At 64.6% G+C, this 21,009-nt stretch carries 17 protein-coding genes; 7 read left to right on the forward strand and 10 right to left on the reverse strand.

Going from position 1 to position 21,009, the window contains the following annotated elements:
* Positions 1-14 precede the first annotated feature (14 nt).
* From EJ070_RS24060 to EJ070_RS24095, 8 genes are all read right to left on the reverse strand, one after another.
* Positions 15-770, reverse strand: a complete 756-nt coding sequence (locus EJ070_RS24060; protein ID WP_126093571.1) for an ABC transporter permease — start codon at positions 768-770, stop codon at positions 15-17.
* Positions 767-1,540: an ABC transporter ATP-binding protein gene (locus EJ070_RS24065; protein WP_126093572.1), complete on the reverse strand. Its 774-nt coding sequence runs from the start codon at positions 1,538-1,540 to the stop codon at positions 767-769. Before EJ070_RS24065 ends, EJ070_RS24060 begins: the two co-directional genes overlap by 4 nt.
* Positions 1,540-2,592, reverse strand: coding sequence for an ABC transporter substrate-binding protein (locus tag EJ070_RS24070; protein WP_189350022.1), 1,053 nt, complete (start codon positions 2,590-2,592; stop codon positions 1,540-1,542). Before EJ070_RS24070 ends, EJ070_RS24065 begins: the two co-directional genes overlap by 1 nt.
* A 66-nt stretch (positions 2,593-2,658) precedes the next feature.
* Positions 2,659-3,093, reverse strand: a complete 435-nt coding sequence (locus tag EJ070_RS24075) for a VOC family protein (protein ID WP_126093573.1) — start codon at positions 3,091-3,093, stop codon at positions 2,659-2,661.
* Positions 3,094-3,828, reverse strand: a complete 735-nt coding sequence (locus tag EJ070_RS24080; protein WP_126093574.1) for a FadR/GntR family transcriptional regulator — start codon at positions 3,826-3,828, stop codon at positions 3,094-3,096.
* On the reverse strand, positions 3,825-5,261 hold the full coding sequence (locus EJ070_RS24085) for an FAD-binding oxidoreductase (protein WP_126093575.1): 1,437 nt from the start codon (positions 5,259-5,261) through the stop codon (positions 3,825-3,827). Before EJ070_RS24085 ends, EJ070_RS24080 begins: the two co-directional genes overlap by 4 nt.
* Before the next feature lie 135 nt (positions 5,262-5,396).
* The gene (locus EJ070_RS24090) at positions 5,397-6,677 is read right to left on the reverse strand and encodes a M23 family metallopeptidase (protein ID WP_126093576.1); all 1,281 of its coding nucleotides are present in this window, start codon (positions 6,675-6,677) and stop codon (positions 5,397-5,399) included.
* A 174-nt stretch (positions 6,678-6,851) separates the two neighbouring features.
* Positions 6,852-7,319 (reverse strand): peroxiredoxin, encoded by a 468-nt coding sequence (locus tag EJ070_RS24095; protein WP_126093577.1) that lies wholly within the window; start codon positions 7,317-7,319, stop codon positions 6,852-6,854.
* A 97-nt stretch (positions 7,320-7,416) separates the two neighbouring features.
* On the opposite strand from EJ070_RS24095, the gene EJ070_RS24100 reads away from it, so the two are divergent.
* Positions 7,417-10,827 (forward strand): DUF3971 domain-containing protein, encoded by a 3,411-nt coding sequence (locus EJ070_RS24100; protein WP_126093578.1) that lies wholly within the window; start codon positions 7,417-7,419, stop codon positions 10,825-10,827.
* Between the two features lie 13 nt (positions 10,828-10,840).
* Here the strand turns inward: EJ070_RS24100 and tyrS are convergent, their stop codons facing one another.
* Positions 10,841-12,094, reverse strand: a complete 1,254-nt coding sequence (gene tyrS, locus EJ070_RS24105; RefSeq protein WP_126093579.1) for a tyrosine--tRNA ligase — start codon at positions 12,092-12,094, stop codon at positions 10,841-10,843.
* A 289-nt stretch (positions 12,095-12,383) separates the two neighbouring features.
* Here tyrS and EJ070_RS24110 point away from each other — a divergent pair, with 289 nt between their 5' ends.
* Both EJ070_RS24110 and EJ070_RS24115 read left to right on the forward strand, forming a co-directional pair.
* Positions 12,384-14,027: a glycosyltransferase family 39 protein gene (locus tag EJ070_RS24110; RefSeq protein WP_126093580.1), complete on the forward strand. Its 1,644-nt coding sequence runs from the start codon at positions 12,384-12,386 to the stop codon at positions 14,025-14,027.
* Positions 14,028-14,067: 40 nt separating this feature from the next.
* The gene (locus EJ070_RS24115; RefSeq protein WP_126093581.1) at positions 14,068-14,916 is read left to right on the forward strand and encodes a phosphatase PAP2 family protein; all 849 of its coding nucleotides are present in this window, start codon (positions 14,068-14,070) and stop codon (positions 14,914-14,916) included.
* Positions 14,917-14,940: 24 nt separating this feature from the next.
* Here EJ070_RS24115 and EJ070_RS24120 read toward each other — a convergent pair whose 3' ends face one another.
* A complete protein-coding gene (locus EJ070_RS24120) occupies positions 14,941-15,615 on the reverse strand; it encodes an alpha/beta hydrolase (RefSeq protein ID WP_126093582.1) in 675 nt (224 codons plus the stop codon).
* Between the two features lie 267 nt (positions 15,616-15,882).
* Between EJ070_RS24120 and EJ070_RS24125 the strand changes: the two genes are divergently transcribed.
* The 4 genes from EJ070_RS24125 to sufD all read left to right on the forward strand — a co-directional run bounded on the left by EJ070_RS24125 (position 15,883) and on the right by sufD (position 20,833).
* Positions 15,883-17,043, forward strand: a complete 1,161-nt coding sequence (locus EJ070_RS24125; protein ID WP_126093583.1) for a cysteine desulfurase family protein — start codon at positions 15,883-15,885, stop codon at positions 17,041-17,043.
* Between the two features lie 192 nt (positions 17,044-17,235).
* Positions 17,236-18,753: a Fe-S cluster assembly protein SufB gene (gene sufB / locus EJ070_RS24130; protein WP_126093584.1), complete on the forward strand. Its 1,518-nt coding sequence runs from the start codon at positions 17,236-17,238 to the stop codon at positions 18,751-18,753.
* Positions 18,754-18,780: 27 nt separating this feature from the next.
* A complete protein-coding gene (sufC, locus tag EJ070_RS24135; RefSeq protein ID WP_126093585.1) occupies positions 18,781-19,536 on the forward strand; it encodes a Fe-S cluster assembly ATPase SufC in 756 nt (251 codons plus the stop codon).
* 25 nt (positions 19,537-19,561) lie between these two features.
* Positions 19,562-20,833 (forward strand): Fe-S cluster assembly protein SufD, encoded by a 1,272-nt coding sequence (gene sufD, locus EJ070_RS24140; RefSeq protein ID WP_126093586.1) that lies wholly within the window; start codon positions 19,562-19,564, stop codon positions 20,831-20,833.
* Positions 20,834-21,009 lie beyond the last annotated feature (176 nt).

Consider the following 21,009-nt stretch of genomic DNA (forward strand, 5'->3'; position numbering starts at 1 on the left):
CGACGTGCGTCCGTTCAGTATCTGACAGCCCGGCGCTCGATCAGCACAACGATGCAGAACAGCGCGATCGACAACGACGACGACAGCACGATTGCCGCGTAGAGGCGGTCGGACTGGTAGTTGAAGGTCGCCTGGATGATCAGCGCGCCGAGGCCTTTGTCCGAGCCGATCCATTCGCCGACGATGGCGCCGATGACGGCCGTCGCGGAGGCGATGCGGAGCGAGGAGAACAGCATCGGCAGGGCGCGCGGCAGCCGCAGGCCCCAGAAAATCTCCGGGCGTGTCGCCGACAGCACCCGGAACAGCTCGTGCTCGTTGTCGCTTGCCGAATCCAGCCCGCGGATCATGTTCACCAGCGTCGGGAAGAAGCAGATCACCGCGGCGATGACGATCTTGGGTGTCATGCCGAGGCCGAAGATCAGGATGATGATCGGCGACAGCGCCAGGATCGGAATGGTGTTGAAGAACAGGACGATCGGGAAATAGGCGGCCTGCAGGATGCGGCTGTGCACGAACAGCACGGCAAGCAGCACGGCGGCCAGATTGCCGATGATGAAACCCGCCAACGCCTCGATCAGCGTCGGCCTCAGATTGTCGATGAGAAGCGGAAAATTCTTCTGGAAGACGCCGAAGATCGCGGTTGGCGTCGGCACGATATAGGCGGGAACGCCGAGCAGCGGCAGAAGGTACTGCCAGGCAAGCAGGATCGACGCGGCGCCCAGCACGGGCAGCGCAAAGGTCATCTGCGGGGAGAGCGGCGCCGGTCTCACGACGCGCGCTCCAGCGCCGTGCGCAGCTCCGCCATGGCGGCGACGATCGCCGGATCCTCGCGCGAGCAGCGGTTGCCTTCCTGCTTGAAGGGCCGCATGTCCAAGTCTTTCACCACACGCCCCGGATTGGCGGCAAGCACGATGACGCGCTCGCCGAGATAGGCGGCCTCGGCGATAGAATGGGTGACGAAGAGGATCGTCGTGCCGGTGCGCCGCCAGAGCGAAAGCAACTCGTCGTTGAGCCGGTCGCGGTTGATCTCGTCCAGCGCCCCGAAGGGCTCGTCCATCAACAGCAGCTTTGGCTCGCCAAGCAGAGCGCGGGCGATCGCGACGCGCTGGCGCTGGCCTCCGGAAAGCTGATGCGGCAGGCGCTCACTGAGACCGCCAAGCCCCATCAGTTCGAGCAGCTCGGCGCTGCGGTCTTCGATCCTGCGTGTCAGGCTGCGTTGGCCGACGCCAAGCGGAAGGCGCACATTGTCGCGCACTGTGCGCCAGGGAAGCAGCGTGGAATCCTGGAAGACGAAGCCGACATCGCGGCGCGAGCGCACCGCGTGCGGTGTGGCGCCTAGCACGCTGATCGTGCCGCCGAGCGGATCGAGCAGATCGGCCACCACCCGCAGCAAGGTCGACTTGCCGCAGCCGGATGGTCCGAGGATCGACAGGAAGGAGCCGGCCGCGACCGCGAGGTCGAGGCCGGCGAGCACTTTGACGCCCGTCTGCCGGTCGCCATAGCCGACATCGAGCTTCTGGGCTTCGATCGCGTTCGCCATCAGGCCGCAGGGGCATCGAGCTTGGGCCGGTCGGCGGCAGAGAGCTCCAGGATCTTGGTGGTGTAGACATCCTTGGCGGCCGGGCGCCCGTTCGGATACTGGCCGACCTTGTCGAGCAGCGTCAGTTGCTCCTCGATCGAAGTGGGATCGAACGTGCCCCAGCCGTCCTTGGCGGTCGCGCCGTCGAAGGAAAGTTTCAACACCAGGTTGACGGTCTTCTGCTCCCAGCCAAGATCCATTTCCGGGTAGGCGGCGACCATCTTCTTCACCGCTTCCTGCGGGTTGGCGTGCACCCAGCCCCAGCCCTTGCCGACGGCGCCGATGAATTTTGCCAGCGTGTCCGCATTTTCCTCGATCGCCTTGTCGGTGGCGAAATAGACGTCGGCGTAGGAGCTAAGCCCGAGGTCGCGCACCAGGAGGTCGATACGATCGTCGCCGACCACGCTTAAAGCCTGTGTGTTGGTGATCCAGCCGCCGATGGCGTCGACATCGCCGCGCACCAGCGGACCTTTGTCGAAGCCGACATTGACGATGGTGACCTCGGACGGGTCGATGCCGTTCTTGGCCAGGATCTCGTCGATGACGAAGCGCGCGGTCGGCTGGATGCCGATCTTCTTGCCCTTGAGGTCGGCGACATTGCGGATCGGCTTGGCCGGCTTCGAGGTCAGTGCGTAGGGGCCGGTGCGGAAGCCGCAGGCGACGATCTTGACCGGCACGCCGCTGGCGCGCGCGGCATAGAGCTGCGGCGTTTCGGAGAACTGGCCGAGCTGCGCGGCGCCAGAGATGACCGGCGGCACGGTCGAGGCGTTGGGGCCGCCGGGGCTGAATTCGATCTCCAGCCCGGCATCCTTGAAATAGCCGTTGGCGACGGCGGCGATGTCGCCGATCTGGCCGTTGGACATCAGCCAGTCATACTGGATGACGACCTTGCCGGCGGCCCTGGCGCCCGGCGTCAGCACCAGTTGCAGGCCGGCCGATACGGCCGCGACCGCTGCGAGGCCGCTCTTCACGAAAGTGCGGCGGTTCAATCGATTGTCTCGGTTCCCACTCATTTTTCGCTCCTGTTGCAGACTTCTTGTCTCTTCTTGCAAGCGCCGTTCCCTCCGGCGCGGCGTCGTCTACGGCTGTTCGTCGTGGTAGTCGCCAGGGCCGCCGTCGAGCCAGGCGTAGAGCTCCCAGAGCGTGTCGTCCGGGTCGGTGAAATAGACGCAGCGCGCATTCCAGACGTAGTTTTCGGGCGGGCCGTAGAATGGCACGCCCTTGGCGCTGAGTTCGCCATGCAGCCGATCGATATCGGCAGGTGTGTCGAGCTGGACGGCGACGCAGACCTTGTGCGCATGACGCGGCGATCTGAGATTCGAGACGCCGGTGTGCCGGTTGATGTGGTCGAGCTCCCAGGCGGCGAGCGTCACGCCCTCGCCATGGAAATCGGCGAAGCCTTCGGCGCGGCGACGCAGGCGGAAGCCGAGTTTCCCGACATAGAAGTCGACCGTGCGCTCGATATTCTCGACGAGCAGGCAGACGTCGGAGATGCGGGTGACGCTCGCCGGCATCTATTTCGCTCCGCTTGTTTTCGAGAGCGGCAGCTTAACGCCGACGCGGTTGGCGGCGCCGATGATATGCGTGCGCATCGCCGCCGCGGCGGCCACGGGATCGCCTGCCACCAGCGCCTCGTAGATGCGCACATGCTCGCCGACATTGACCTCGACGAGATCGTGCAGCGGGTTGGTGAGGCGGGCGTAGTGGATCGAGTGACGGATCTGCTCGCAGACGAAGGAAATGAAGGTGTGGATGTAGCTGTTGCCTGTGGCCCGCGCGATCTCGCGGTGGAAGAGCAGGTCGGCGTCGATGCTGCCTTCCTCCCATCGCTCCTCGCCGCCCATGCGGTCGAGCGCCGCCTTGATCGATTCGAGATGTTCTTGACCGCGCCGCACCGCGGCGAGAGCCGCCGACTCGGACTCGAGGATGCAGCGCAGCTCGAACAGCCGCTCCATATTGTGCGTGTCCTTGAGCGCCTCGCGGTCGATGCGGATCGCGGCCCGCTGCTCGGGCGCCAGCACGAAAGCCCCGATGCCTTGCCGGGCCTCAATCATGCCGTCCGCACGGAGCTGCGCGATCGCCTCGCGCACGACGTTGCGGCTGACGCCGAATTTCTCCGACAGCTCCTGCTCGGTCGGCAGCCGCGCGCCGGGGTTCAACTCGCCGGATTCGATCTCGCGGCTGAGGAAGGTAGCGACCCGGTGGGGCAGCGTCTCGACAGTGCCGATAGCGGCCAGTCTTTGCTTCATGGGGAAGTCTCCGTCGAGGGCAATAGGCAGCCCGGGTTCATCTGCCCCTTTGGGTCGAGGGCGGTTTTCAGCGCCGCGATCATGCGACGATGTGTGGGCGTGAGTCCGGACCAGAATTCGCGCCGGCGGCTGCGGCCGATGCCGTGCTCGGCGCTGATCGACCCGCCGAGGTCGACGGCAATGTCGTAGAGCCCCGCCGTGATCTCCGCGCCGCGCGCGCGGGCTTCCGCCGTGCCGAGATCGAGCGGCGGCAGCACATTGAAATGGATGTTGCCGTCGCCGGCATGGCCGTAGGCCAGCGGGATCCAATTGGGATGCTCGAGTGCGACGAAGCGGCGCGCGCGCTCGATCAAGGCAGGGATGTCCGAGATGCGCACCGAGAGATCGGTGCGGACATGATAGCCACGCTTCGCCTGGCCTTCGACCAGCCCTTCGCGGATCGCCCAGAAGGCATTCGCCTGCGCGTTGCTGGTCGCGAGAACCGCGTCGGTCACCAGGCCTCGCTCCATGGCATCGGCAAGGAAGCCGGCCAGCAAGCCGTTGAGATCGATGGTCGGCCCGGAGGACAATTCGATCAGCACCTGCACGGGGGCCGCGACCGGCGCGGTCATTCCAGGGTCGATCAGCCGGGCAAGCTCGATGCATTCCGAGCCGATGATTTCGAAGGCCGAGATGAGGTCGCAACAGTCGCGGCGCGCCCTGTTGAACAGCGCGACGGCCGCCTCGAACGAGGCGAGACCGAGATAGGCCGTTTCGGTCCGCGCGGGCTTCGGGAACAGCTTGACCTCGACGCCGGTGATGATGCCGAGCGTGCCCTCCGAGCCGATGAAAAGCTGCTTCAGGTCATAGCCGCTGTTGTTCTTGCGCAGCCCGGAGAACCCGTTCCACAACTCGCCATCCGCAAGCACGACTTCCAGTCCGAGGATCAGGTCGCGCGCCATGCCGTAGCGCAGCACGTTGACGCCGCCGGCATTGGTCGCGGCATTGCCGCCGATCTGGCAACTGCCTTGCGCGCCGAGCGCCAGCGGAAACAGGCAGTCCTGTGCCTCGCTCGCGTCCTTGATCGTCTGCAGCACGCAGCCTGCGTCGGCTTGCAGTGTGAAGTTCTCAGGATCGATCCGGCGGATGGTGTTCAGTCGCTCCAGGCTGATGACGACCCGGCCGGCGTCCTTCGTATCGATCGCACCCGAGACCAGCCCGGTGTTGCCGCCTTGCGGAATGACGCCGAGGCCGAGCTCGCTGCAAAGGCGCATCAATGCCTGCACCTCGGCGACCGAGCCGGGTCGCAGGACCGCAAGGGCGCCGCCATGATGGTCGCCCGCCCAATCGCCAAGATACTTCGCCATTCCCGCGGGCTCGGCGGTCAGGCCGTTCCGTCCGACGGCGCCTTCGAGGGCGTCGATAATCTCCGGCGACAGGCTGTGAATGGTCATCGGCGGTGCAATCGGCATCAGGCGGTAGGGTGATACATATCATCCTACAACTTGGGCCGAGTCAATCGCGACGCGTTCATGCAATCAAATTGCGGGTAGATTCGAGGGGTCTCCGGCGCGCGGCGGACGGACGCGCTAAAGGTATTGCGCGACCTTCTTGCCGACGGCGAGGAACCGCAGCGGGTCGACCGCCTCGCCGTTGTGGCGCACTTCATAGTGGAGATGCGGGCCGGTCGAGCGGCCGCTGCTGCCCGTCTTGCCGATCACGTCGCCGGCGGCGAGCTTTTGGCCGACGGTGACATCGATTTCACTCAAATGCCCGTAGCGCGTGGAAAAACCGTTGCCGTGGTCGACCTCGACCATGCGTCCGTAGCCGCCGTTCCAGCCGGCCTTGGTCACGACGCCGGCGGCCGTGACCTTGGCCGGCATGCCGATCGGCGCCCTGAAATCCATCCCCGTGTGCAAGGCGGCCGTGCCGAGGATCGGGTCGGTGCGCACGCCGAACGGACTGGTGACGGCGCGACCTGGAGCGGGATTGGTGAGCGGCAGCTTGCGCGCTTCCTTCTTGACTTGATCAAGCGCATCAAGAGCCTCATCCAACTCCTTGACTTTGCCGTCGAAGATCATCGAGGAATCGAGCAGGACCAAGGGGCCGCCGACATCGTTCTTGTCGAGCTCGGTATCGACCGGGAGGCCGGCTGCTTCTAGCGCCTGCGAAATCGCATCGGCGTTCTTGTAGGCATTGTCGGCAAGCGTGGTGATGCGGGTGAGCTGCTGGTTCTCGATGGCTTTCAGCGATGCGTTGATCGATACGAACAGCTTGTCGGCGCGATCGGCGGCGGTTTCGTTGTCAAGCGGGTCGGACCGTGTCGACCACAGCGAGAAGGGCCTGGTGTCGCCGGCGCTCAGGCTAGCGACGGAGTAGGTCGGGGCCTGCGAAAGGCTGCCGGTGATTTCGTCATGCTCGTCGGGCTTCGCCGGAGCGTCGGCCGCCGCGGGTATGTCGCCGACCTCGCTTTCAGCCCGTTCCAGGATCGGTCCGAGCCGGCCGTGGCGCTGGCTGAGCTGGGTCTGCCTGGCCAGCAACTCGCTCACTTTGGTTTCCATGAGCTGCTGGTCGAGAAGCTGGCGGCTGGTGATCCTGTCCACCTGGGCGCGAAGCGCGGAGATGCGGTCCTCATAGGCCTGCTGCATACGCGCCTGCCTTGCCGTCGTGGCGCCGATCAGGTCGTCGCGCAGCACCAGATAGGAAGTTGCGAGCAGGTAACCGATGGCGATCGCCGCAAGCGCCGACCCGATGAATGCGGCAAGCCAGGGGCGAATGGTGAAATGCCTGATCTCGTTGCCCCTGGCGATAATGACCGTATGGGGCTCTTTGCGCCTGCCGAAGACCGCTGACTGACCGGTTGGTTTCACGGGACCAAAGCTTTCGTTACGACTCCAACGACCGCCCGGGATTACACATTATTAGGGTTAACAAAGCTTTGCTGGCCGCGATGCTCGCGTAACCAATTCACGCATTGCGCGTCGCAGGTTGCAGTGGGGAAAGGAAGCGGCCGGCAGATGCGGTGGGTGGTGCTTTCGGCTGGCTCAAAGAGCGCGCGCCGCTTCCAGCACCTCTTCGGCATGGCCCTTGACCCGCACCTGTCGCCAGATGCGGGCGATGCGGCCGTCCTTGCCGATCAGGAAGGTGGCGCGCTCGACGCCCATATATTTGCGGCCATACATGGTCTTCTCGACCCACAGATGGTAGGCCTCGATCACCTTGCGCTCCTCGTCGGCGACGAGGTCGACGGTGAGATCGTACTTCGCCTTGAATTTGTCGTGTTTCTTGACGCTATCGGGGGACAGCCCGATGACCACGGCGCCGGCCCTCTCGAATTCAGGCTTCAGCTGCGAGAAGCCGATCGCCTCATTGGTGCAGCTTGTGGTGTCGTCCTGCGGATAGAAGTAGAGTACGACCGGCTTTCCCCGCAACGCGGCGAGGCTGAGGGAGCCGCCGCCGTCGCGCGGAAGATCGAATTGCGGCGCAACGTCGCCCACTGCGAGATCAGCCATGTCGATGCCTTTGTCTGAGGTTACGCGCGGATCGAGCATCGGTATAACCTAAGGTGGGGATTCGTCCACGACGAGTTCGTTCACAACGGAATATTGCGTGGATCAGGAGCACCCGCAGCACGAGAAGATCAGGTTCAGGCGTGACGAGATCACAGACCTGGGGACGTTTCCGTCCGCGTGCCGCGTGCCACCACTCGGCCGCGCTTCGGTGCGCCGCCGCTTCCGCATCGTTGGCCGGGTGTTTGCCGGGCTCTGCGCGCTGGTGTTCCTGGCGGCAGCAGGCATCTATGTGCTCGGCACGTCGGGCATCGGCACGGAGCGGCTTCGCGCCGAAGCCGAGACAGCCATCGAGAAGCTGGCCGGCGTCGATGTCAACGTTACCGTCGGGCCGGCGCGGCTGACGCTCGACGGGTCGAGCTTCGTCGCCCTGCAGGTGAGCGACGTCAGCCTGAAGACCGCTGATGGCAAGCCGATGGCCGACGTCGGGCGTGTGCGCTTCGGCATGCGCCTGCTGCCGCTGCTGTCCGGCGAGGTCCGGCTGACCAGCGCCAGGTTTTCCGACGCCCACATCATGGTCGCCGCAATGCCGTCCGGCGGCGGCGACTGGACGGCGGCGCTGCGCAACGAGGATGGTCTCGTCGATCCCGAGAAAGTGTCGGCGGCGGTGTTTTCCGGCGTCAACGACGCACTGGATGCGGTGCGCGAGGATTCGATGCGCCAGGTCGAACTCAGCAACGTCGAATTCGAACTGCCGGACGGCGGACCGGTCAAGCGCGTGACGGTCGCCGACGCGAACGTTGCCCAGACCGGCACCGGCAGCATCGAGCTTTCTTACGATGCCGATGTCGATGGCCGGCGCGCGATCCTGAAGGCGTCCGCTGTTCGCGACGCGACGGCGCGGCGGATCGCGTCGCTTGATGGCAGCCTCGAGGTAGCGGAGTCCGGCCGAAACCTGGCCGAGGCAAGCTCTAGCGATGGGAACTCCGCCCCCCAGGGCGGCAAGCTTGGTTCGATTGCGCTGAAGCTCTCGGGCGTTGAAGCGTCAAGCGAAACGCCGTCGCGGTTGACGGCTTCGCTGTCGCTCGGCGGCTCGGTGCTCGATCTCGGCTCGCGCGGGCTGCTGCCGGCCGACGTCGACGCCAATGTCGCGCTGGTGGCGGGATCGAACAAGATTTCGGTCGACAGGCTGGTGATCAAGACGGGCCGCTCGACCTTCGACTTCGCCGGATCGATCGGGCCGAAGCCGGCAGCCGCGGGCGAAGAGCCGTCCTATCGCTATGATCTCATCAGCGACGGCTCGACGCTCGCGCCGTCGGAATCGCCGGAGCCGGCGCTTCAGTTCCTCGCCCGCATCGCCGGCGTCTACCAGACCAAGAGCCGCAAGCTCGTCGCCGAGCAGATCGGCGTCCGCTCCGGCGGTTCGAGCGAGGTGCTGGGCAGGGCGTCGCTTGCCTTCATCGACAACGGCCCGCCGGGCGTGTCGCTTTCGCTCAATGTCCACGACATGCCGGTCTCGCATGTGAAGCAGTTGTGGCCATGGTTCTCCGCTCGCAATGCCAGGCTTTGGGTGCTCGACAATCTGTTCGGCGGCCGCGTGGTCGACGCCAACCTGCAGTTCCAGGTCGTGCCGGGGCGGCTCGGCAACGGCGTTCCGCTTTCCGGCGACGAGGTGTTCGGCCGCTTCCAGGTCGAGGGCTCGCGCTTCGACACGGCGGGCCGCATTCCGCCGATCCGCGACGCCGTCGGCGTCGTCGCCTTCCATGGCAACGACGTCGATATCACGCTGTCCTCCGGCAACGTCTATATGCCGAGCGGCCGCACCGTGGCGGCAAGCGGCGGCACGCTCACCGTGAAGCAGGCGAACCGTTCGCCGGTCATCGGCGCGCTCGATATCGATGTCGCAGGCGAAGCGTCGGCGATCGCCGAACTCGCCTCCTATGAGCCGATCAACGCCATGCGCCATGTCGGCCTCGCGCCGGAGGATTTGAGCGGCGACGTCACCGGCCATGTGCGGGCCGACATCCCGCTGACCTCCGGCGTCGACACCTCGACGCTCGATTGGCTGGTGGCGCTGGACTACCAGGATCTTTCTTTAGCCAAGCCGTTCGAGGACCAGACGGTGACCGAGGCCGACGGCTCGATCACCGTCAGCCCGGACCGCGCGGTGATATCGGCCAAGGCGAAGCTCAACGGCATTCCGGCGGAGCTCGATCTCGTCGAACCGCTCGAGGACGACGGTCCGCCGCGCAGCCGCAAGGTCGCGCTCGTCCTCGACGACAAGACGCGCGAGGCGACGATGCCCGGCCTGTCGCCGCTGCTTGCCGGAACCATCATGGTGGCGATCGACAAGAGCGGCGAGGGTGGTCAAGACGTTTCGGCCGACCTGACCAACGCCAGGCTCGACATTCCCTGGGTCGGATGGAGCAAGGGGGCGGGCATTCCGGCCAAAGCCACCTTCACGATGGCCAAGTCGGGCAACACCACCACGCTGTCCGATTTCAATCTCGACGGGAAGAGCTTTTCGGTCGAAGGCGACGTGACGCTGGTCAATGGGGCGCTGTCCTCGGCCCGCTTCAGCAGGGTCGCGCTCAACAGGGGCGACGATGTCGCCGTCTCGGTGAAACGGTCGGGCAAGAGCTATGCGGTCGACGTGAGCGGCGATTCACTCGATGCCCGCTCGCTGATCAAGCAGTTCACCACCGACGTCGACACGGCCACGAAAGGCGCCGGCGCCGACGCGATCTCGGTGAGCGCCGACGTGAAGTCGCTTACCGGCTTCCACGACGAAGTGCTGTCGAACCTGAAACTGGACTACAGCGGCGCCGGCTCCCGGGTGAATGGTCTCGATGTCAGCGCGACGGCGAGTTCGGGTGCCGCGATCACCGTCAAGAACAGCACCGGCGACGCCGGCCGAGCGCTCAGGATGAAGTCGGCCGATGCCGGGGCCATCCTGCGTTTCCTCAACATATACGAACACATGGAGGGCGGGGCGATCACGCTGTCGCTCGCGGGCGCCGCCGACGGGCCGATGAAGGGCCAGGTCGACGCCAGCAATTTCTACGTCGTCAACGAGCCGAAGCTCGCTTCGATCGTGTCGACCAAGCCGGCCGGCGACACGCGCAGCCTGAACCAGGCGGTGAAGGCCGATATCGACACGTCAAGGGTGCAATTCGAGCGCGGCTTCGCCGAGATCGACAAGGGCTCGGGCTATCTCAGACTGGCAAACGGCGTGCTGCGGGGGCCGCGCATCGGCACCACCTTCCAGGGCATGCTCTACGACAAGGACAACAACATGGACATGACCGGCACCTTCATGCCGGTCTATGGGCTGAACCGCATCTTCGGCGAGTTGCCGCTGTTCGGCCCGCTGCTCGGCAACGGCCGCGACCGCGGCCTGATCGGCGTCACCTACCGCCTGCGCGGCAACGCAAACAAGCCGAGCCTCGACATCAACCCGCTCTCGGTGATCGCGCCCGGAATATTCCGATCGATCTTCGAGTATCGGTAGGACGACCGGCCGATCAGACCGGCCGCACCAGAACGTGCTTCTTCTTGCCGAGCGAGAGTTTTACGACACCCTCCGCGCCCAGATCCTGAAGCGTCACAACGCTGCGGTCGTCCGTTACGGGCTGGTCGTTGAGGCGGACGGCGCCACCCTGGATATGCCGGCGCGCTTCGCCATTGGAGCCGGCGAGCCCTGCCGTCACGAACAGCGACAGGATGCCGATACCGGCCTCGAGATCGGCCTTGGCCACTTCGACGCTCGGCAGCGTGTCGGCGAGCGCGCCTTCCTCGAAAGTCTTGCGCGCGGTCTCGCTTGCCGTCTCGGCCGCCTCGCGGCCATGCAGCATGGCGGTGATCTCGGTGGCGAGGATCTTCTTCGCCTCGTTGATTTCCGAGCCGCCGAGCTTTTCGAGACGCGCGATCTCATCCAGCGGCAGCGTCGTGTAGAGCTTCAGGAAGCGGCCGACATCGGCGTCCTCGGTGTTGCGCCAGTACTGCCAGAACTCGTAAGGTGACAGCATGTCGCCATCGAGCCAGACCGCGCCCGAGGCCGACTTGCCCATCTTGGCGCCGGACGAGGTGGTGAGCAGCGGCGTGGTCATCGCAAACAGCTGCACGCCTTCCATGCGATGGCCGAGGTCGATGCCGTTGACGATGTTGCCCCACTGGTCGGAGCCGCCCATCTGTAGCCTGCAGCCGACGCGCTTGTAGAGCTCGACGAAATCGTAGGCCTGCAGGATCATGTAGTTGAATTCGAGGAAGGACAGCGACTGCTCGCGGTCGAGCCTGAGCTTCACGGAATCGAAGGCGAGCATGCGGTTGACGGAGAAATGCCGGCCGACATCGCGCAGGAAATTGACGTAGTTGATCTCCATCAGCCAGTCGGCGTTGTTGATCATGATCGCGTCGCCGGCGCCGCTGCCGAATTTGAGGTAGGGCGCGAAATTGCGGCGGATGCCGACCAGGTTGTCCTCGATGTCCTGCGGCGTCAGCAGCTTGCGCGCCTCGTCCTTGAAGGATGGGTCGCCGATCATCGAGGTACCGCCACCCATCAGCGCGATCGGCCGGTGGCCGGTCTGCTGCAGCCAGTGGAGCATCATGATCTGGATCAGCGATCCGGCATGCAGGCTCTTGGCGGTCGCGTCGAAGCCGATATAGGCGCTCACCGTTTCCTTGGCGAAAAGCTGGTCGAGGGCGGATTCATCCGAAATCTGGTGGATGAAGCCGCGCTCGCTCATGATGCGCAGGAAATCGGATTTGAAGCCGGACATTTTTTCTTCCTGGAGATCGCCCAGCACTCGGCCGAGCCTGACTTGAAGGGGCGCGTTTAGCATCAGCGGGCGATCAGCAAAAGTGGTTTCCGGTTTTGCGTCCGATCGCCCGCCACTCAAATTGCGCGATCAGCAAAAGTGGTTTCCGGTTTTGCGTTCCGCTCAGACCGCGCTCGCGCATCCTTGCTTCGCCCCTTTTGCTGGCGTAATGAGGCGCCCGCGCAAGGGCAGCGCGCCCCAAGCGCCGCGACGGGGCCATCCCGCAGATCAGATCGGACAAGCTCCCGCGATGAACAGGAACTCCCTCATCCTCTTTCTGTTCAGCATTCTTATGACCGTCAGCGGGCTGGCAAGCCTGCCGCCGGTCGACCGCGATGAATCCCGCTTCGTCCAGTCGACCAAGCAGATGGTCGAAACCGGCGACTATATCGACATCCGTCTGCAGGATGTCTCCCGCTACAAAAAGCCGATCGGTATCTACTGGCTGCAATCGGCAGCGGTGGCGCTGAGCGGCGAGGGGGCTGAAGCGCCGATCTGGGTCTATCGGCTGGTTTCCATGCTGGGCATTGCGCTCGCCGTCGTCGGGATCGGCTGGACCGGCACGAAACTCTTCGGCGCCAATGCCGGTCTGGCCGCCGGCTTGATGATGGCGGCGATCTTCGCCACTGCCTTCGAGGGCCGGGACGCCAAGACCGACGCCATGCTGCTCGCCTGCTGCGTGGCCGCGCAAGGCGCGCTGGCGCAGGTTTATCTGGCCACGCGCCGCAAAGAGCCGGTTGCCGGCCATCTGCCCTGGATCTTCTGGATCGCGCAGGGGTTGGGCATTCTCATCAAGGGGCCGGTGACGCCGCTCCTGTCGCTGCTGACGGCCGTGGCGTTGTTCGCCTTCGAGCGCGACTGGCGCTGGCTTTTGAAGCTGAAGCTGGTGCGCGGCGTCCTCATCGTGCTCGTCATCGTGCTGCCCTGGATCATTCTCATCAGTTGGAAGAGCGGCGGCGCCTTCTTCCAGGAAGCGGTCGGCAAGGACATGCTGAACAAGGTGGCGCAGGGCGAGGAATCGCATGGCCTGCCGCCGGGCTTCTACATGCTCACCTATTCGCTGTTCATGTGGCCGTTCGGCCTGATCGCGGTCAGCGCCGGGCTGCAGGCCATCAACCGCTTCTGGGACGATCCGCGCCTGCGCTTCTGCCTCGCCTGGTATATCCCGTTCTGGCTGGTGTTCGAGGCGATCCCGACCAAGCTGCCGCATTATGTGATGCCCGCTTATCCAGGCATGGCGCTGCTGATCGGCTGGCTGCTCACCTTGCCGGCGGACCAGGCGAACGCGCCGCTGAAGCGCTGGCAGAGCTGGCTTTGGTGGGCGACGGCCTTTGGCGTCGTCGTCGTGTCGATCGGGCTGGCCGCGGTGTGCATCGGGACGCCGATCTATCTCGCGAAGGCCTTTTCCTGGTGGAGTATCCCGGCGGCAATCGCCGCTTTGGCCACCGGCTATCTGGCTTTCCCACGCCAATTGCAGGTGCCGCTGGGCCGCATCGCGGCGATCGCGGTCGGCGCGGGCATCACCTTCAGCCTGTTGTTCGGTGTCATCGCGCCGTCTCTGAAGCCGATCTGGCTGAGCCCGGCCATCAAGGCGGCCGTCGATGCCAACCGTCTCTGCGATACCACCGTGCTCGCCTCGTCGCCCTATCACGAGCCGAGCCTGGTGTTCCTGGTCGGCACTAGCACGGTGCTGACCGACGTCGACGGCGTCGCAAAACACCTGCTCGCCGATCCGGCCTGCGCGCTGGGACTAGCCCCCGTCAAGGACGAACAGAAGCTCAACGAATTGCTTGGCGGGCAGGGCAAGTCGGCAAAGCGTCTTACCGAGATCGATGGGCTCAACTATTCGTCAGGAGACAAGTTGGCGCTTGGCCTTTATCGGGTGGCCCCGTGAGGAATAGTGTCGGGCCCCAAACACCCCTGTAGACCCAGTCATGTCCGTCGTAGCCCTTTACCGCCGCTCACTCGGCAACTTCCTCGACACGATTGCCATCGTGAGGCGGCGCTTTGCCGTCCGCCCGGCACGCTACCCGGAAATCGCGTGGCCGGTCTGGGCACTCGCTTGGGTGCTGCTGGCGGCGGCCGCTTTCCTCAGCCTCGACAGCGCCGCTGGCAGGATGCGCGGAGCGTGGACGCCGGGCTTCGTCCATTTCACCGATTTCTTCACGGATTTCGGCCTCGGCGGCTGGTATCTCATCCCGGCGGCGCTCTGTCTCGTCGCCGCCAATCTGACCGACTGGCGCAGCCTTTCACGGCAGGCGCGAATAATGGTCTACAACTGGACGTGTTTCGCCTTCCTGGTGCTCTGCGCCGTCGGGCTTTCCGGGCTGGCAGTCAATTTGCTGAAATACGGCATCGGCCGGGCGCGGCCGCTCTATTTCAACGATTTCGGCGTCCTGTCGCTGCATCCCTTCGCCATGGATGCGCGCTTCGCCGGCTTTCCGTCGGGCCATGCCACGACGATGGGCGCGGTGTTCGGCATCCTGCTGCTGTTGTTTCCAAAACGCTGGCACATCGCGCTGGCGGTCACGGTCTGCATCGCATCGACGCGCGTCTTCGTCGGCGCGCATTATCCAAGCGACACGGTCGCAGGCTTCGGGCTTGGCCTGGCTTTCGCGATCGTCTCGGGACTGGTCTTCGCGCGGCTCGGCTTCATCTTCCAGCGGCCGTCGTCGACCCGACCGGTGCCCAAGCGCACGTTCCGGCTGGGATGGTCGAGCGGGTCGAAGGACAAAATAGCGTCGGCGAGGCGGAGCCGCGAGCTATCGGCTGACCGCCGTTAGGTTGCTCCCAGGACCGCCTTAGGACTAGCGCAGCCGCTTCGGTCGCGGATCGGCGAGCTCGCCCGCCAGCCGGCGGTCGAGATAGTCGGCGCACTCTTCGATCAGCAGTTCTGCGTGGTTGGCGAAGAAATGGTTCGCGCCGGGCAGCGTCTTCTGCGTGATTGTGATGCCCTTTTGCGTGTGCAGCTTGTCGACCAGCGTCTGCACATCCTTGGGCGGCGCCACCTTGTCGGCATCGCCGTGGATGATGAGGCCGGACGACGGGCAGGGGGCAAGGAAGGAGAAGTCGTAGGTGTTGGGCTGCGGCGCGACCGAGATGAAGCCCTCGATCTCCGGCCGGCGCATGAGCAACTGCATGCCGATCCAGGAACCGAAGGAATAGCCGGCGACCCAGCAGCTCTTGGAATCGGGGTGCAGCGACTGCACCCAGTCGAGCGCGGCGGCCGCGTCCGACAATTCGCCGGTGCCGTGGTCGAATTCGCCCTGGCTGCGGCCGATGCCGCGGAAATTGAAGCGAAGCGTGGTGAAATCGCGCTTCTGGAACATGTAGAAGAGGTCGTAGACGATCTTGTTGTTCATCGTGCCGCCGAACTGCGGGTGCGGGTGCAGCACAATGGCGATCGGCGCGCTCTTTTCCTTGGAGGGCTGGTAGCGACCCTCCAGGCGACCAGCCGGACCGGCGAAAATGACCTCAGGCATAAAATACTCCACGTGGCATACGAAGGCGCTTGTCAGGAACTTCCCTGGCCCGGAACTCTTGCTTCGGCCCCATCTTCTGTGGCCTTGACGCCGGGCGAGCGTCTTCCTAGAAGCTAGTTTAGAATTGTTCAAAACTGGGTGGCTGAAACGCAATGGTCCGGCCGCCCGCGCCGCAAGCCGGGTAAATAGGACGGCTTGCCTTGCAATTTCAAGGAAATAACGCGCTATCCTCGCGGAATGGCTGCTGACGGGATCGACTGAAGGAAAATGGCCGCAACTCGCGCCTATCTCGACTACAACGCCAGCGCGCCTCTGCTTCCAGAGGCACGCGCTGCGGTGGTCGCTGCGCTCGATGCCGTCAATCCGTCGTCGGTCCACGCCGAGGGTCGCGCGGCGCGCCGCCTGGTCGAGGATGCCAGGCGCGATGTTGCGAGGCTGGTCAATGCCAAGCCGGAGCACGTCGTCTTCACTTCCGGCGCGACCGAGGCCGCTTCGACGCTGCTTACCCCCGACTGGCAGATGGGGCGCGGCGCTATCCGCATGAGCCACCTTTACGTCTCGGCGGCCGACCATCCTTGCCTGCTGAGCGGCGGGCGTTTTGCGGCGGGCCAGGTGACGCGGATCGGCGTCGATGGGAACGGCATCGCCGATATCGAGGCGCTGACGAAGGCGCTGGCCGCGCATGACATGGCCGATGGCCTACCGCTGGTGGCGATCCATGCCGCCAACAACGAGACGGGCGTGATCCAGCCGGTCGGCCGCATCGCCGAGATCGTCAAGGCCGCGGGTGGTGTGCTCGTCGTCGACGCCGTGCAGGCGGCCGGACGGATTCCGATCGATATGTCAGCCGGTTACGCCGACTATTTGATCCTGTCCTCGCACAAGATCGGCGGTCCGAAGGGCGTCGGCGCCATCGTCGCTGCGGCCGACCTGATGATGCCGAAGCCGTTGATCAATGGCGGCGGCCAGGAAAAGGGCCATCGCGCCGGCACCGAGAATCTCCCCGGCATTGCCGGTTTCGGCGCCGCGGCGCGGGCCGCACTCGCCGGCCTGGGCGAGATCGACGCCGTTGCGCGTCGGCGCGGCGAGGTCGAGGCGATTGTCCGGGAAATCGTCCCGGACGCGGAAATCTTTGGAGCGGCGGCGCCAAGGCTTGCCAACACGACATTCTTCGCTATTGCGGGCATCAAGGCCGAGACGGCGCAGATCGCCTTCGATCTCGCCGGTGTGGCGTTGTCGGCGGGTTCGGCCTGCTCGTCGGGAAAAGTCGGGCCAAGCCATGTGCTGAAGGCGATGGGGCACGGCGACAGCGTTGGCGCCTTGCGCGTCTCGATCGGACGCGCGACGGGCGCTGAGGAGATCGAGGCGTTCCGGACGGCGCTCGCGGGCATTGTCGCGCGCCGGGCCGATAAGGAAAGGGCCGCCTAGCGGCCAAAAAAGGAAAGTTTCAGGCCTTCGGGCCTGGTAGAGCCGTGCGTTTCGTTTTGGCCGGGTGAATTCCCGGTCGGAATGCACTATATGGAGCTTACTCCGCTGCAGGTCTCCTCCGGGACCGGGTTTCGGCGGTGCCATAGTTTGAAAACTGCCGGGCCTTGACCCCGGCGTGGATGGAGAACGCTTATGCCTGCTGTGCAGGAGACGATCGATCGAGTCCGAAAGATCGACGTCGACCAGTATAAATACGGATTCCAGACAGAGATCGAGATGGACAAGGCCCCCAAGGGCCTGAGTGAAGACATCATTCGCTTGATCTCCGAGAAGAAGGGCGAGCCGGACTGGATGCTGGAATGGCGTCTGGGGGCTTATCGCCGCTGGCTGACCCTGGAAGAGCCGACCTGGGCGCGCGTCCACTATCCGAAGATCGACTTCCAGGACATCCACTACTACGCCGCGCCGAAGAGCACGCCTGGCCCGAAGTCGCTGGACGAGGTCGATCCCGAACTGCTCAAGGTCTATGAGAAGCTCGGCATTCCGCTGAAGGAGCAGGAGATTCTCGCCGGCGTGCAGAGGACCGAGGCTTCGGAACTCGAGGAAGCCAACGACAACGTCTACAAGTCGGGCCGCGTGGCGGTCGACGCCGTGTTCGACTCCGTTTCCGTGGTCACTACCTTCAAGAAGGAACTGGCCGCGGCCGGCGTCATCTTCTGCTCGATCTCGGAAGCGATCCGTGAGCATCCGGAGCTGGTGCAGAAATATCTGGGCTCGGTCGTGCCGACCACCGACAATTTCTACGCCACGCTGAATTCGGCGGTGTTCACCGACGGCTCGTTCGTCTTCGTGCCGAAGGGCGTGCGCTGCCCGATGGAACTGTCGACCTATTTCCGCATCAACGAGAAGAACACCGGCCAGTTCGAGCGCACGCTGATCATCGCCGAGGAGGGAGCCTATGTCTCCTATCTCGAGGGCTGCACGGCGCCGCAGCGCGACGAAAACCAGCTGCATGCGGCGGTGGTCGAACTGATCGCGCTCGACGATGCCGAGATCAAATATTCGACGGTGCAGAACTGGTATCCCGGCGACGCCGAAGGCAAGGGCGGCATCTACAATTTCGTCACCAAGCGCGGCGACTGCCGCGGCGATCGCTCGAAGATCTCGTGGACGCAGGTCGAGACCGGCTCGGCCATCACCTGGAAATATCCGAGCTGCATCCTGCGCGGCGACGACTCCAGCGGCGAGTTCTATTCGATCGCGGTTTCGAACGGCTACCAGCAGGTCGACAGCGGCACCAAGATGATCCATCTCGGCAAGAACACGTCGAGCCGCATCATCTCCAAGGGCATTGCCGCCGGCTTCTCGCAGAACACCTATCGCGGCCAGGTCTCGGCGCACCGCAAGGCGGCCAATGCCCGCAACTTCACCAACTGCGACTCGCTTCTGATCGGCGACCAGTGCGGCGCGCACACCGTGCCTTACATGGAAGCCAAGAACGCGACGGCGAAGTTCGAGCACGAGGCGACGACGTCGAAGATCTCCGAGGACCAGAAGTTCTACGTCATGCAGCGCGGCGTCCCCGAGGAAGAGGCGATCGCGCTGATCGTCAACGGCTTCGTCAAGGACGTCATCCAGCAACTGCCGATGGAATTCGCCGTCGAGGCGCAGAAGCTGATCGGCATCAGCCTTGAGGGTTCGGTCGGCTGACCGCAAACGATATTCAGGAAAAAAATGATGCTTGAAATCAAGAATTTGCATGCCCGCATCGTCGATGACGGCACCGAGATCATCCGGGGACTGAACCTGACGGTCAAAGCCGGCGAGGTCGCCGCCATCATGGGGCCGAACGGCTCGGGCAAGTCGACGCTGTCCTATATCCTGGCCGGCCGCGAGGATTATGAGGTGACGGAAGGCGACATCCTCTACAACGGCCAGTCGATCCTCGAAATGGATCCCGCCGAGCGCGCCACCGCCGGCATCTTTCTCGCCTTCCAGTATCCGATGGAGATTCCAGGCGTGGCGACCATGGAGTTCCTCAAGGTGGCGATGAACGAGCAGCGCAAGGCGCGCGGCGAGGAGCCGTTGAAGGTTCCGGAGTTCCTCAAGCGCGTGAAGGAAGCCGCCGCCTCGCTCAGCATGGACATGAACATGCTGAAGCGGCCGCTCAATGTCGGCTTCTCCGGCGGCGAGAAGAAGCGCGCCGAGATCCTGCAGATGAAGCTCTTGGAGCCGAAGCTTTGCGTGCTGGACGAGACCGATTCCGGCCTGGATATCGACGCGCTCAAGATCGTCGCCGACGGCGTCAATGCGCTGCGCTCGCCGGAGCGGGCGATCGTCGTCATCACCCACTACCAGCGCCTGCTCGAGCACATCGTGCCGGACAGCGTGCACGTGCTCTACAAGGGGCAGGTCATCAAGTCGGGCGACAAGTCGCTGGCGCTCGATCTCGAAACCAACGGCTATGCCGGTGTGATCGGTGAAGCCGCGTGAGATGGGGCCGAGTGAGGCGAGAGCAATGAACATGCACGCACAGCCCCAGCGGACACTGGCCGAGACGGCGCTGATCGATGCCTTCGGCGAGCGGCTTTCGCTGCTGCCCGGCGACGGCGCAGTGATGACGAAGCGCGACGACGCGATCGAGGCCATCAAGCACGGCCTGCCGACGCGGCGCATCGAATCCTGGCACTATACGGATCTGCGCCGGCTGCTGACCTCGGTGCCGGCCTTCGAGGCCGAGGCGGTCGCGAAGGCGCTCGAGCCCGTTCTCGACGGTTCCGCCGTGCTGCCGGTGCTGGGCGGTGTTTCGCAGACGAAGCTGCCTGTGATCGAGGGCGTCATGGTGCAGCGCCTGTTGGAAAAGCTCACCGACGGCAGTGTCGCGCCCGGGCTTGATCCTTATGGAGCCGATGACGCGATCGGCGCGCTGAACACCGCCTTCGTCGCCGACGGCTATTTCGTCGATATCGCCGCCGGCACGAAACTGGAAAAGCCGATCGAACTGCAAAATCTGCAGTCCGGCGGCCAGGCGCATGTGCGGCTGCTGACGCGTGTCGGCGCCGGCGCCAAGGCGAACATCGTCGAGCGCCAGGCGGGCGAAGGCGGCGATGCCCTCGTCAGCTCAGTGAGCCAGCTCGTTCTCGACGAGGGCGCCGAGGTGACCTGGCTGATCGTGCAGGAGCAGCCGGACACGGCCACGCATCTCGCCCAGTTCAAGGCGCATATCGGCAGGGACGCGAAGCTGACGCTGTTCATCATGAATGCCGGCGGCAGACTGGTGCGCCAGGAGGTCGTCGTCAGGACGACAGGCGAGGGCGCCGACTTCAAGTTGCGCGGTATCAACCTTCTGGCCGGCGACACGCACACCGACACCACGATGGTGCTCGACCATACGGTGCCGCACACGGCCTCGACGGAAGTGATGCGCAATGTGGTGACCGGCAAGGCGCGCGGCGTCTTCCAGGGGCGCATCAACGTGCATCAATACGCCCAGAAGACCAACGCCAAGATGGCCTGCAACACGCTGCTTCTGTCGGACGACGGCGAGTTCTCGACCAAGCCCGAGCTGGAGATCTTCGCCGATGACGTCGTCTGCGGCCATGGCGCCACCGTCACAGAGATCGACCACAACCATCTGTTCTACCTGATGGCGCGCGGCATCGACGAGAAGACGGCGCGGGGCCTTCTGGTGAAGGCCTTCGTGGCTGAAGTGATCGAGGAACTGGACGACGAGGCGCTGGTCGACGCGCTGGAGGCGCGGCTAGACGGCTGGTTTTTGACGCACGGGTGAAAAGCGGTCGAGGCTTGGCCTCGACCGCACCCCTCATCCGTCTTGGCGCTACGCGCCAATCCACCTTCTCCCACAAGGGGAGAAGGTAAGGCGCTAGACCTTCTCCCCTTGTGGGAGAAGGTGGCCGAGCGAAGCTCGGTCGGATGAGGGGTGTTGGAAGGATCGCGGCCACGGCC

The organism is Mesorhizobium sp. M1E.F.Ca.ET.045.02.1.1 (genome assembly GCF_003952485.1).
GTDB lineage: Bacteria > Pseudomonadota > Alphaproteobacteria > Rhizobiales > Rhizobiaceae > Mesorhizobium.